Consider the following 14512-nt stretch of genomic DNA (forward strand, 5'->3'; position numbering starts at 1 on the left):
CATTTTATTAGGCAATTTAATTAGTGTTTCGACAAATAACTTTAAATCATAAGCGGTTTTTTTAATACAATAAAAAAAGTGTTGATAGCTTCCTTGCGGAAGCCACCAACACCAAATATTATAGAACCTAAAATACAGGGTTTCTTAATATACTAAAAACAAATCAGCAATTAAATTACCATGATTAAATTTTATGCTTCTTCATCTTTTTTTCGACGAGCTACTACCAAACCTAAACTAATTAGAAGTGAAAGTGTTGCGGTATTCCAACTAGTCATTGAGTTAGATTCACCTGTAGTTGGTAATTTTTTATCAGAAATTGATTTTGCTGTATTATTTTGACTATCAGCGTCACCGACATTATTTTTATCAACTTTGGTTTCACTGTTAGCTTGATTATCACTTACTGGATAGCTATTCGCATCAAGTGGATTTGTACCTTTCTTAACTTCAGTACCATCATCGACACCATCACCATCAGTATCTTTATTAAATGAGTCTGTTCCAAGTTGTAATTCTTCAAGATTAGTTAACCCATCATTATCATCGTCCGCATTGAGTTTCAAGATTGGTTTATCATTAAAATCAGCCAATCCAAGCTCATGTCTACCTTGAACTACCAAATCAGTAATTGGGATTTCAAAATTATCAGCAAATATTTTACCATTTTCACCAACAGTAATTGTCGCATTAGGATTAAAACGAGTTAATTCTTTAACAAGTCTTTCTTGCTCAGCCGTTGTTAACTGATTAATGTTTGCTACTGGAAGTTTTTCAATTGGCAACACCACAAGACTTGTAGAACCTAAAATTTCCTTAACTTCTGTTTCAGTTGTTGCTGCTTCCACTTTTTCTTTCGCTGCTGTTACAGCATCATCAACTTGTTTGTTGGCTGCGGCTTTTTCTGCCTCTGATAAAGTGTTATTATTCGCAATTTCTTCTTTCTTAGCTTTCGCTGCTTCATCGATTGCTGCTTTCGCTTCGTCTTTACCAACTGGTTTCACTGATTCAATTGCATCTTTACCACCGTTTACTGCAGCTGTTACTTCTTCTGGAGTTGTTGCTGCTTCCACTTTTTCTTTTGCTGCTGTTACAGCATCGTCAACTTGTTTGTTGGCTGCGGCTTTTTCTGCCTCTGATAAAGTGTTATTATTCGTAATTTCTTCTTTCTTAGCTTTCGCTGCTTCATCGATTGCTGCTTTCGCTTCATCTTTACCAACTGGTTTCACTGATTCAATTGCGTCTTTACCTTCATTTGCTGCAGCTGTTACTTCTTCTGGAGTTGTTGCTTCGTCCACTTTTTCTTTCGCAGCTTCTGCAGCATCATCAACTTGTTTGTTTGCTGTGGCTTTTTCTGCCTCTGATAAAGTGTTATTATTCGCAATTTCTTCTTTCTTAGCTTTCGCTGCTTCATCAATTGCTGCTTTCGATGCGTCTTTACCAACTGGTTTCACTGATTCAATTGCGTCTTTACCTTCATTTGCTGCAGCTGTTACTTCTTCTGGAGTTGTTGCTGCTTCCACTTTTGCTTTCGCTGCTACTACAGCATCATCAACTTGTTTGTTTGCTGTGGCTTTTTCTGCCTCTGATAAAGTGTTATTATTCGCAATTTCTTCTTTCTTAGCTTTCGCTGCTTCATCGATTGCTACTTTCGATGCATCTTTTGCGACTGGGTTGATCGCCTCGATTTCAGCTTTACCATTGTTCGCTGCTGTATTGACAGCTTCATCTGTCTCTGCAGCATTAATCGCTTCTTTGGCTTTATTGGCTGCTGTATCAACATCTTCTACTGCAGATAATTTTTCATCTGCTGAAAGATCATCTTTCGCCTTGATTTCAGCTTTTTTCGCTTTTGCAGCTTCATCAATCGCTTTTCTAGCTTGATCTTTCACTGTTGCTGTGACTGGCACGTCTTTAATCGCTGTCACACCCTCAGCTTTTGCTGTATCCACGACTGCATTCGTAGTAGCTGTATCAATGCTTTCTTTTGCTGCTGTTACAGCTTCATCGACTTTCGCTTTCGCTGCTTCTTTTTCTTCAGTTGTCAAAGCAGTGTTAGCATCAATTGCTGCTTTCTTCACGTCTGCAACGGCATCAAGGGTATCTTTAGCAGCTTGTTTTTTCGCTGCTGTTGGTTGAACGTCGTTTACTGCAGTTTCACCATCTGTTTTCGCTGTATCAACACCGTCTTTGTCAGTTGCGGCATCAATTGCTACTTTGGCTTTTGTTGCTGCAGCTTCAACGGCTGCTTTCGCCACTACTTTTTCTTCATCTGTCAAGGCTGTATCTGCATCGATTTCTTTGTCTTTTGCTTCTTTCGCCTTGTCAATTGCGGCTTTAGCATCTGCTTTTGCAGTCGTGTCAGGTGTCACTGAGTCAATCGCATTGATTCCTGCTGCTTTTGCATCAATTACAGCTTGATTAGTTGCTGCGGCATCAATTGCATCTTTCGCTTTTGTGACTTCTGCATCCACTTTGGCTTTTTCTGCTTCTTTTTCTTCAGTTGTCAAGATAGGGTTTGCTTCAATGCGAGCTTTCTTCACATCTGCGGCTGCGTCAATCGCGGCTTTAGCATCGTCTTTTGAAACAGCACTTGGTGATACTTCGTCAATTGCCTTGATAGCTTTAGTTTTTTCATCTGCAACTGCTTTATCCGTTGTCGCTGCCTCAATCGCTGCTTTCGCGTCGCCTGCTGCTTTTGCTACTTCTTTCTTCGCTTCCGCTTTTTCTTCATCTGTCAAGGCTGTATTTGCATCGATTTCTTTGTCTTTTGCTTCTTTTGCCTTGTCAATCGCGGCTTTAGCATCTCGCTTCGTTGAAGCTGTTCCAGTAACAGCTTCAATTGCTTTTTCACCGGCTGCTTTCGCTTGGTCTACAGCCGCTTTGTCAGTTGCTTTGTCAATCTCTGCTTTGGCTGCATTTGCAGCTGCATCTACTTCGGCTTGAGCAGCTTGTTTTTCTTCAGCTGTTAAGTTGTTATCGCCTTCGATTGCATTTTTCTTCTCAACTGCTTTTGCATCAATCGCATCTTTTTCTTTGTCTTTTGCGATTGGAGCAATACCATCGATAGCTGTTTTACCATCATCTTTCGCTGTATCTACAGCAGCTTGATCTGTAGCTGCATCGATTGCTTTGTTCGCTTCTTCTGCTTTTTCTGCAATTTCGGCTTTAGCAGCTGCTTTTTCTGCTTCGCTTAAATCATTATTTTGATCAATAGATTCAGCGGCTTCTTTCGCTTTTTCTGCAATAGCTGCTTTCGCGTCGTCTTTAGCAGTTGCGGTTGGTTGAAGTTTTTCAATCTTATCTTCTGCTTCAGCACGAACGTTGGCTACATCTTCGTTTGTAGCAGCTTCGTCCACTTTCGCTTTGGCTTCGTCTGCAGCTTTTTGTGCTTCTTCTTTTGCTTTCGCTTTTTCTTCCTCTGTCAAAGCTTTATTCGCATCGATTTCTTTGTCTTTTGCTTCTTTTGCCTTGTCAATTACGTCTTTAGCGGCTTGTTTTTTCGCTGCTGCTGGTTGAACACCAGTTACTGCAGTTTCACCCTCTGTTTTCGCTGTATCAACACCATCATTGTCCATCGCGTCGTCGATTGCTTTTTTCGCATCAGCTACGGCTTTTTCAACGTCTGCTTTCGCTTTCGCTTTTTCTTCCTCTGTCAAGGCTTTATCCGCATCGATTTCTTTGTCTTTTGCTTCTTTTGCCTTGTCAATGGCATCTTTAGCCTTGTCTTTGCCAATTGGAGCAATGTCATCGATAGCTGTTTTACCAGATTCTACTGCTTGGTCTGCTTCTTCTGGTGTTGTTGCTGCGTTTGCTTTTTCTTTTGCTTCTTTTGCAGCGTCATCTACTTGTTTTTTCGCTGCTTCTTTTTCTGCGTCTGATAAAGCATCGTTATTCGCAATTTCGTCTTTCTTCGCGTCTGCTGCTTTGTTGATTTCAGTTTCCGCTTTCGCTAGCGCTGCTTCTACGGCATCAGCAGTTGCATGAGAAACTTCAACATCTTTGATTTTTTGTTTTCCATCAGTAACGGCTTCAGTAACTTGATCAGCTGCATCTGCATCCTCAATCGCTTGTAAAGCTTCCTTCTTAGCATCGTTCACTGCTTTGATAGCTGCTTCTTTTTCTTCTTGCGTTGCTTTGTCGTCCGCATTGATAACAGCAATCTTATCAGCAGCTGCTTTCTCAATTTCAGCTTTCTGCTTATCTTTTGCGACTGTATCAGCATTGATTGCTTTCACACCATTGGCTGTTTCAGTGTCAACGGTCGTATTTGTCTCTGCTTCGTCGATCGCTTCTTTTGCTGCTTTTGCTGCTTCATCAACTTTTTGAATGGCAGCCAATTTTTCTTCTGTGCTAAGATCTGGGTTCGCTACAAGTTCCGCTTTCTTCGTTTCTGCTGCTTTATCAATCGCTTTTTTTGCCGCTTCTTTAGCTTTTGGTGCTACATCCACGCCGTTGATTGCTACGATACCATCATCTTTTTTAGCAATGACATTTGCATTTGTAGTCGCTGCATCGATTGCTTGCTTCGCTTTTGTCGCTTCTTCTTGAACTTTTTGTTTAGCAGCTACTTTTTCCTCATCTGTCGCTTGAGTATTTTTGTCAATAGCTGCTTCCTTCGCTTTTGCAACTTCTTCCACTTTCGCTTTGGCAGCTTCTTTTTGAACTGGTTTCGGCGCAAAATTATTGTAATACGGCAGATTTTCATTCAATGCATCGCCAACAGCATCATTCGTTGTAGCAGCGTCAATTGCATTTTTTGCTTCTTGAGCTTTGTTAGCAAGTTCCGCTTTAGCTGCGGCTTTTTCCTCATCCGTTAAGTCTGAACGCATGTCAACTTCTTGCTCTTTTTGTAATTTGGCATTATCAATACTATTTTTAGCAGTTGCCTTAATTTCTGAAGTTTGAGGGACATCATTCAACGCATTTAGACCATTAGTTTTCGCATTTGTAACAGCATCATTTGTCGTTGCATCTGCGATAGCTTGTTTTGCTTCGTCTGCTGCTTGTTGAACTTTCTCTTTGGCTGCTTGTTTTTCTTCATCGGTCAAATCTTTATTGCCGTCGATTTCTTGATCTTTAGCAGCTTTTGCCTCATCGATAGCTTTCGTCGCTTCTGGTTTTGTCACAGCATTTGGGCTTACTTTTTCAATTTCACCCGTACCGTTTGTTTTCGCTTTATCAACAGCTGCATCTGTTGTCGCTGCATCAATTGCTTCTTTAGCTTCTTTTGCTAATTTCTTAGCTTCTTCTTTTGCAGCTGTTTTCTCATCTTCAGTCAAACCAGTTGCATCATTGATAAGATTTTCTTTTTCTTTAAGCTTTTCATCAATTGCTGCTTTTGCGTCTTTTTTCTTCGCTGGAGTGACTTCTACGTCATTGACTGCTTTTACCCCTGCTGCTTGAGCTGCTGTTACTGCATCTTGAGTTATCGCATCGTTAACCTTTTGCTTCTCGTCCTTAGCCGCTTGTGAAACAGCTTCTTTCGCTTTCGCTTTTTCTTCAGCTGTTAGATCAGCATTGTCATTAATAGCTTTTTCTTTTTCTGCTGCAGCGTCATCAATAGCTTTGAGAGCATTTTCTTTACCAACTATTTGAATGTCATTTACTGCGGCTTCACCGTCTGTTTTAGCTTTATCAACCTCAGCATTGTTAGTTGCAGCATCAATTGCGTCTTTAGCTTTGTTTGCTTCAGCCTCTACTTCGGCTTTTTTAGCGTCTTTTTCAGCTTGTGATAAGTTTTGATTTTGGTCAATGGCATCTTTAGCTTCCGTTGCCTTAGCCTCAATCGCTTGTTTAGCGTCTTTTTTCTTATCAGCAGTTGGTGCTACGCCTGCTAAAGCTGCTTCTCCATCTGTTTTCGCTGTGTCTACGCCAGTTTTGTTAGTTGCGTTATCAATAGCTTGTTTGGCTTCGTCTGCTTTTTGTTTAGTCTGCTCTTTAGCTGCTTGTTTTTCTTCAGCCGTCAAGTCCTTGTTGTCATCGATTTCTTTATCTTTCGCTTTTTTAGCGGCATCAATCGCTGCTTTGGCTTGGTCTTTTCCGACTTTATCGACTGCCTTCACAACATTTTCACCTGCAGTTTTCGCCGCTTCTACACCTGCGTCATTAGTCGCTTGGTCAACTTTTTCTTTTTCTGCTGTAGCTGCCGCTTCTACATCTGCAAGCACTGCCTCTTTTTCTTCCGGCGACAAGTTCGTTCTAAGCGCCAACTCAAGCTTACGATCTGCAGCTACCTTGTCAATAGCTGCTTTGGCTTCTGCTTTTTTGGCTGCTGTTTCTGGCACATCTCGTACGGCTTTTTCTCCAGCTGTTTGAGCAGTTGCTACATCTTGATTAGACGTTGCCGCATCAATCACTTTATTAGCTTTATCAGCTTCTGCTGCAACTTTTTCTTTGGCAGCTTGTTTTTCTTCGGCCGTCAAGTGATTGTTGTTGTCGATGGCTTGCTCTTTTATGCGTTTTGCTTCTTCAACTTTAGCTTTAGCTGCGTCTTTCTTGACTGGAACTGGAGTTATAGCATTAATAGTATTTACCCCAGTGTCTTTTGCAGTATTAATTTCATTTTGATTACGCCCGCGATTAATTGCTGTTTTTGCTGCTGTTACAGCAGCGTCAACTTTCGCTTTCTCAGCATTCTTTTCCTCAGTTGTCAAAGCTGGGTTAGCATCAATCGCTGCTTTTTTAATTGCTGCCGCATCATCAATCGCTTTTCTTGCCTTATCTCTGCCTACACTACCTATATCTTCAATACGAGCTTCCGCATCAGAACCTGCATCCGTTGCAGCATCTTGATTTTGAGTTGCATCAATCGCTTTGTTTCCTTCTTCAACCACTTTATTTACATTATTGATGGCTCTAACTTTTTCTTCAGGTGATAGGATGTCACTTGCCGTAATTTCTTTGATTTTTTTATCCGCTTCTGCTTTTAGGTGCTGTTTCGCAGTTTCTTTAGCAGCTTCTAGTGGATCTTTTTGAGCAGCTGGTGCTACTGCTGCCTCTACCGCTTCAATCGCTGTTTTCCCTGCATCTTTCGCTGCGTTCACAGCATCTGGTGTAGTGGCTGCTGTAATTGCTGCTTTGGCTTTTTCTACTGCTGCATCTACTTTTTTGATTGCAGCCTCTTTGTCTGCTTGTGTTGCATTTGGAGTGGCGTTGATTGCTGTTTTTCGAGTTGCTGCTGCTACATCAATTTCTTGATTAGCCTTATCTTTGGCTAACAGTGGCACAGCTTCAATCGCATCGAGTCCTTTTTGTTTTTCAGTACCGACAGCGGTAAAGTCTACTGAATCTGAAGTTAAGGCTGCATTTTTATCGACTTCTGCTTTTTTATCCAAGGCTTTAATTGCATCGTTAGCTGCTTTTTCTACTGCTTGCTTAGCCGTAGTTTTTTCGGTTTGCGTCATGTCCTGATTAGCATCAATCGCTTGGTTTTTCTTTACTTTAGCAGCTTCAATCTCTGCTTTAGCGGCTGTGATTTGATCATTTGCTTTGACTTTGTCTGGTGTTGACGAATTCCCCGCTTCATCTTTTACGATTGCCGTTACTGTTTGGTTATTCGTGCTTGGAACTAATAATTTCCCATTTGCAGTCGCATAACCTGTTGGTACACCTTGACCATTCGCTAGACTCCAATTACCTTGATTATCTTTCACAAATTCTACCGGTGTGCCGTCAGCAACTGTGACCACCAAGCGTTTGGCATCCTCTGGTGTGCTAATAACAACACTTCCGTCTGGTTGTGGTCTTAGTGATGGTTCAGCTGGGGGAACGGTGTCTACCACGTTAACTTTTAGATTAATCGTTTGACTCGTACCATTTGGGTAGGTAACTGTTACGACTCCAGATTGCTCGCCTAAACTATTTGTACTAGGTTTTGTCGCCCACACAAAAGTTGTTCCTGTTGGTAATTCATTTGGATTAGAAACGATTAAATCACGAAGTTTATCACTTTCTGTCGGCAATTCTGAAAATTGTTGAACCTCACGCGTTGACTCTACTTGTGGCACTTGATTTACAACTAATTTGAGATGACCTGTAGATGGACGTCCATCATCTCCTGTACCATCGTCATTTGCACTTGCACGGTAACGAACAGCAGTATTCGCACCGTATCCTAGTGACCAAAAGCGTCCTGCCAAATTACTATTATCCGGCCACATATTAGGTTGTTGGATAATTTTGATTTCTTCTCCATTTGCTACTGCTGCTCTAATAGCTGCAATATCTGCACTTGTCAAAATATCACGATTAACCCACGTTCCTTTTGAATCATTAAAGTCATCGCGTCCTGCACCAACATTATCTCCAGAAGCAAATTCAGCATTAAACATTGAAGCTGTTCCTTCTTCTTTAAGAGACCAATTCCCACTTCCATCCACAATAGCATATTTCGGTTTATCTACTCCTGGAATGATAATTCGAATCGTTTGATTAGCCATCCCTGTACCAGAAAGCGTCTTATCTGTAGCTGCATTAAATGGATTAACAGAAGTTGGAGCGGCAATCCGCGGAGCTGTCGTGATATCATATTTTGGTCCTGTAACGACGATATCCCCGTCTGCTTGTTTCATCGTTACACGAGCATAAAACTTACCAGAAAGCGGCAAAGGTTTTTTAAATTCTAGTTTTGGTCCCCAACCATAAGAAATATTACCCGGACCTGCATCTGCATTAATTCCATTTGTTCCTGGTGTGTTTGCAACATTGTCAGGAAATTGGGGAGCTGGCTTTCCATCCATCGTTTTCCCGTTTTGCCCTTCAGCGACAACTTCTTCTTTTCCATCAGGAGTTTGGACTATGTATTCAATCTTAGCATTTCTAGCTATATGGGCTATTTGTACGCCCCCAGGATTCAAACCTCCATTTCGAGTAAAGTCTGCGTTTTTAATTGTTTTTTTATCATACCCATTCAAATACTTTAGTACTTCTGGATGTGCATCGTTAGCACCAATTACAGGTTTAGGGTAATCTACTTTGTATCTAAATTCATGCTGAGTGCCCCCAGATGAATAGGTAGCCGTTACATAACCTGCTAGAATCGGTTTAGCTGGGTCTGTATTAGAATAACTCCAATTCGCAACTCCGTTTTGATTCGCAGTAACTTCTGGTCCCTCTATCAATGTTCTACCATCAATAGCTGAAATCAAATTAAACTTAACTTTTGTATTCGCCGGTATACCAGTAGCTTGGAAACTACCCACATAAGCACCTGCTTGATTACGAACAGTATCAATCTGAGCTTCTGTTCTACCAGTTATAATACTTGTACCTGCAACAACAAATTGATTATTCGTTGACTTTCTCAAATCGCCTTCATTTCCTACCGCTGTAAAACCAGCTGGAACGGCATTTGAATCCGCACGGAAACCTGTTCCTTCTGGCATTTCTCCTCTTGAACGATTATAACGTTGATAAGCACGGCTACTTGTCAATGCCTTCGTTAGTTCTAAAGATAGTCCTGCAACGTCTTCATCACTAAGATTTAATTGACGGAAGTGTTCCTCTGTCAACAATTTAACTTCTGCAACTGATAGTTTTTTGAAGACTTCTAAAGTCAACTTATCCACTGAAATAGTTTCTTCAACTTTCTCACCTAGTTGTTCAGACGAACGGTTAACTTCCTCAGTTATTGGATTTACTTCAGTGACGGCTGATTCTTCTTGATTCGTTACTTTTTCAGATCCATCTTCTTTCAATTCAGCTGTCGATAGACTAGCTTCTTCAACCACAGTTGTATTCTCAGAAACAGTTACTTTTTCTACTGATGACAACTCAAAATCCACTACGCTTGACTTAGGTACAGACTCAATAACTTCACTTGCTTCTGCAAAAACTTGTGGTCCAACTATCAAGAAAGAGCCTAAGAAAACTGACCCTACCCCTACTTTAAATTTTCGTATTGAAAAACGATCTTTCTTTTTATTAAACATCGATTTTCCTCCTTATATTTTTTGATTTCATTTGATTTTAAATCATTCAAAAAATCAGGGATTTTTGAATCGCTATTCCTATTGAAATTTAAGACACTAACTAATTTATTCAATGTTCAAAATATGGACTAAAAACGCCTTTTTTCTTGCCTTTTTTAAAATCAAAATATATCACAGTAATGATAGCACATTTATTCAAAAATCCCTAGTATTTAGAACTATTTTTTGATTTTTTCTGGCTATTAACCAGTTATAACACGTTGTTTTGGCAACATCTAGAACATCGGCTGCTTCTTGGATATTTAATTGCTGTAATTCCCATTGTTGATAGACTTCTTCAAAGTTAGGTGGTATTTCTTTTTTTGGTCGCCCAAATCGAACACCTTTTTTCTTTGCTTCTCTAATCCCCTCTCTTTGTCGTTGTAACATATTCTCTCGTTCTACCTGTGCCACATAAGAAAGAACTTGTAAAACTAAATCCGAAATAAATCTTCCCGTAATATTATTGTCAAAAGATGATTTTGTGTTCAATAAATCAAGATCTAATACTTTAATATCAACTTCTTGTTCTCTTACTAGATACCGCCATTGTTCAAGAATTTCATCATAATTTCTACCTAAGCGATCAATTGATTTAATTACAACTTCATCACCTTTTTTGAGACGCTTTATCATACGCTTGTAAGCTATACGATTAAAATCTTTTCCAGACATCTTATCAATATAAAGCTGTTTATCTGCAATTCCCTCTTGATACATTGCAGTTAGTTGACGCTCAACATTTTGTTCCTTAGTTGACACACGAATATAGCCATATTTCATTTTTTATCCTCCTTTACTATTATCTCAATAATGCTTTAAATAAACCCTATAAACAACTTCAACTTGAAAAGATAAACAGCGCATTGTTTACTTCATATCATAAAAAATATACCTTCCTATCTCAAAATAATTAATAAATCAAAAAAAGTCCGAACAAAAGTCCAGACTCTCTTATTAGAATTCATAAAAACAGTAATATTCAATAACATAAATAAGGTAAATAAGTAATTAACCTTGTAACTAAATAGATAACTTTTTAAAACCACTATTTATTTAAATCTAAACCAAACCATTAATTCAAACGTAAAATAACAAATATATATACACTTCATGCTTTTTATAATTTTAAATTCTATCTCACCTCCAACAATCTTCGAGTATTATTCTAAAATAAAAAGTATTTGTAAATCCGTTACTTATATAAAAATCCTGTTGATACCCCCTAGAAAAATTCCACACCCCTATTATTTTTTTGACATCCCTAAAAATTATACAGCCAAAATTAAGAGCACAATAAAAAAACTTCAATTCATTTTAAAACGCGGACTAGCAACAAAGGCTATATTTCAAGCTATTTTCTATTTAGTTTTGTATCAAAATCGGTATCTTCTTCTCAACACCCATACTCAATATCAACTAATAACAATTTAACGATTACTTACTTTTTAACGATAATAAATTATTTAACGATTTCAATATTATAGATAAAATTTTAAAAGTTCAAAAAATCATCTCTTCATATGATTCTTAACCTTTCAAACTTAAAAACTACCTAAAGCCCTTATATCGGCACCATTTATTTCGTTATGTTGTATCCATGAATTGGTAGTTATTTCTATTGCTATTAGTTTTATCATACAATTTCTCCTTTTAATTATTTAGGGGGATGCAACACATTGCTTAATAAGGCAAATAAAGTTGCTCTTATTAAGATGCTTGTCGCTATTTGGCGAACAAGCTATATGTCTTACTATGTTTTTAAGCCAACCTTTCGTCTTGCACTTAAAAACTGTCGCTTTTTTAACAATTTGATTTTCCATATTATTATAACATTTTTTATTGGTTTTCTTCCAATAATTAAAAGGTATTATGAATAATAAAATGAACTACATTCGAAAAGTTAAACAAAATATCTAACGCTCGAAAATACAGTTCAAATAAATACAGACATTTTTTTATTTTAGATTGTGTGTATCATACAACATCTTTCTATGCGACAGAAAAAGAATCTGAAAAAGGCAGTGAATGGCTGATGTCATTCACTACCAATATACTCACTATTTCTCTCCACCAACACGATTTAACGAAGAGTCGTAAATTGAGGTTTTAAACTTGAATAATTAAAATTTATTTTTCTATCAAAACTTGAGTTCCAGCGATTAAATCTCCTAAATGTCTTTTATCATTTCTTATGGTTCCCATTAAAAATAAAACTAACATGAGTCCAACTGATAATACCTCTAAAACTATACTAATAGTATCGAAGCCAGTATACATCCCCCTGATAGTTCTCATATGCCCTAATTGCCAAGGTAAAAACTTTATTATATTTCGAACTAAAGCAGAACCATAGTTTTTATTTTTATAAGCCAACTTTAGTCCCATCTTTCTTTTTCCAATACTTCCACCATTATAATCAAGATAAGTAAAAAATAGAATTATCGGAATAACGGACGAAACAAAAGCGATGATCTGAGACTGCATATACGTAAATGCGGGAATTTCTTTTAATACCCATTTGTAAAATAAAATACAAACGATAAATAAACATACCAGATATGCACATATGACCAACCAGTCTATAAAAAGTTCTTTCACTCTAGTCGAGAAACTTATTTTATTATTTTCTTTATACATTCTGTCCCTCACAAATTCTAATTTATCTTTTATTTACTGCTCCTATTATACCAAAAAAAGTTAAGGTGTTATATTAGAACGTATCAAACTCACTTTGTCATGAAACCTTGCTATATGTCACGTCATCATTTGTTTTTTCACTCCAAATATCAAGTACTAACCCAATTGTTAGTAAGTCGAGTTCTTGTATAACTATACCAATTTCAACACAACGCAAGAGAAATAAACCTGTTGTCATTTCCCGATTACTTGTTGTGACTTTTTCTGTTTTTCACATCGATTATCTCATAGACATAGATTTGTAGACTTGACAATATTTCCGATAATATTCGAACATACGAATAGACAACCGGCTATAACCGGTTGTTTATTCACACCTTTACCACTAGAGGAGTGCCCAATGAAAAAGGAGTAACTATTATTGTTGAGTTTGTTTTCTGGTTTATCTCTTGATTTAAAAAGTCCACTAAATAGTTTCATACATTCCTCCTAATTTTAGATATTAAAAAACACCTCTATATGTGATACTTTTATCTTTCTATTACCTCTAAAATTTCTTTTCCATAATTAGCTTTTACCAATTTTTCAATTTTTAATGATGGCTTTTGTGGATTAGTAGTAACAAAGACTTTATCATAATCGGAAAGTCCCTCTACAGCATCCATCCACTTACTAACAGCTCTATATATTATTATAACCACATCTTTTTTCTTTAATCTTTCAGAAATTATTTCAAATACAAATTTTTGTGTTGGTAAATATCCCTTTTCTTTTATAACTTTATTTACTAACGGTTCTAATCCCTCCTTATTATTATATGCTTCTGAATGATAAGGAAAAAACTCAACCACTGCAATATTTTTATTAAAAAAACCATCTATTTTTGAAGTATCTAATGAATTTTTCATAAATTCTATTTTCTGAGCATATTCTTCTGGAAATAATGTTCGTAATTTCTTCCAATACCCTTGTTTATCTTTATAAGAATCAAACTCAAAAAAACGAGGTTCAGAAAAGTCTAAATTCCTTTTTATTTTTTTTTGATAAGACTCGTCAAATGTATTATAAAATTCAATATATTCATCATTAACACCAGGATTCAAGCCTAAAACTAGTATTTTAGCTTTTTTAATATCACCAATATAATGTAGGGGATAAACATTGAGATTCAATTTATACTTGTCATTCAATTTTTCATATTCTTCCCTAGACCTTAAATTATCTAAAAAAGTTTTATCGTCAGCAGCAAATATTTGCTTATTACCTGAATCATTAATTTCTTCAACAATATCTTTCCATGGATTTTTTAACATATACATCACCTCTACTAAAATAATACATTTATTATATCATCATATAGATAAAAATCTACGATTGTCATAAACTTCTGATTGCCACAACGAATCGCTCTATCAAGTGCTATAATAGTCGCAATCGCACCGTCAATTTTTCTGTTGTTTTTTCTTTGTTTGCTTTGATATTTCCTAACGGATTTATTCGAATAAAAATATTATCCATATTCCACCTTAAAACAGGATGTCCATCTTGAGCTATTTTCTGTTTTGGTCATGATGTCAAATAGTTTTCGATTAGGTTATGTATGCAATTCATCAAACACCACACCACAAATATTAAAACCATGTTTGAAATAGGCTTCAACAGAGATCACTCGATAAAAACTATCGATTGGCAAATAAACAATTTGTTTTTATGACGCTAGAATTTTAACTCGATTATTTAATTTTATAGGCTCTATAATAAATCGTGTTGGTGGGAATAATCCACCAACACGATTTTGTATATAAAAGTGGACAAAAAAAGAGAAATACCTGTATGATTAAATCACCACAATTAAACAAGGAGGTATTTCTCATGGATTATTATACAAAAAAATTATTGAC

At 37.0% G+C, this 14512-nt stretch carries 5 protein-coding genes and 1 pseudogene; all 6 read right to left on the reverse strand.

Features of this window, described 5'->3' with window-relative positions:
• Positions 1 to 191 precede the first annotated feature (191 nt).
• Positions 192 to 9932 (reverse strand): DUF1542 domain-containing protein, encoded by a 9741-nt coding sequence (locus GMA06_RS03550; RefSeq protein ID WP_163561721.1) that lies wholly within the window; start codon positions 9930 to 9932, stop codon positions 192 to 194.
• A gap of 195 nt (positions 9933 to 10127) precedes the next feature.
• Complete coding sequence (locus GMA06_RS03555; RefSeq protein ID WP_163561722.1) at positions 10128 to 10754, reverse strand: recombinase family protein; 627 nt, start codon at positions 10752 to 10754, stop codon at positions 10128 to 10130.
• Positions 10755 to 12101: 1347 nt separating this feature from the next.
• On the reverse strand, positions 12102 to 12611 hold the full coding sequence (locus GMA06_RS03560; RefSeq protein WP_163561723.1) for an RDD family protein: 510 nt from the start codon (positions 12609 to 12611) through the stop codon (positions 12102 to 12104).
• 285 nt (positions 12612 to 12896) lie between these two features.
• Positions 12897 to 13091 (reverse strand): hypothetical protein, encoded by a 195-nt coding sequence (locus tag GMA06_RS03565; protein WP_163561724.1) that lies wholly within the window; start codon positions 13089 to 13091, stop codon positions 12897 to 12899.
• A gap of 50 nt (positions 13092 to 13141) precedes the next feature.
• A complete protein-coding gene (locus GMA06_RS03570; RefSeq protein WP_163561725.1) occupies positions 13142 to 13924 on the reverse strand; it encodes a hypothetical protein in 783 nt (260 codons plus the stop codon).
• A 14-nt stretch (positions 13925 to 13938) separates the two neighbouring features.
• Positions 13939 to 14174, reverse strand: a pseudogene (locus GMA06_RS08565) (terminase TerL endonuclease subunit); the annotation flags it as partial.
• Between the last annotated feature and the right edge of the window lie 338 nt (positions 14175 to 14512).

This window comes from Granulicatella sp. zg-84 (assembly GCF_010892375.1).
GTDB lineage: Bacteria > Bacillota > Bacilli > Lactobacillales > Aerococcaceae > WM01.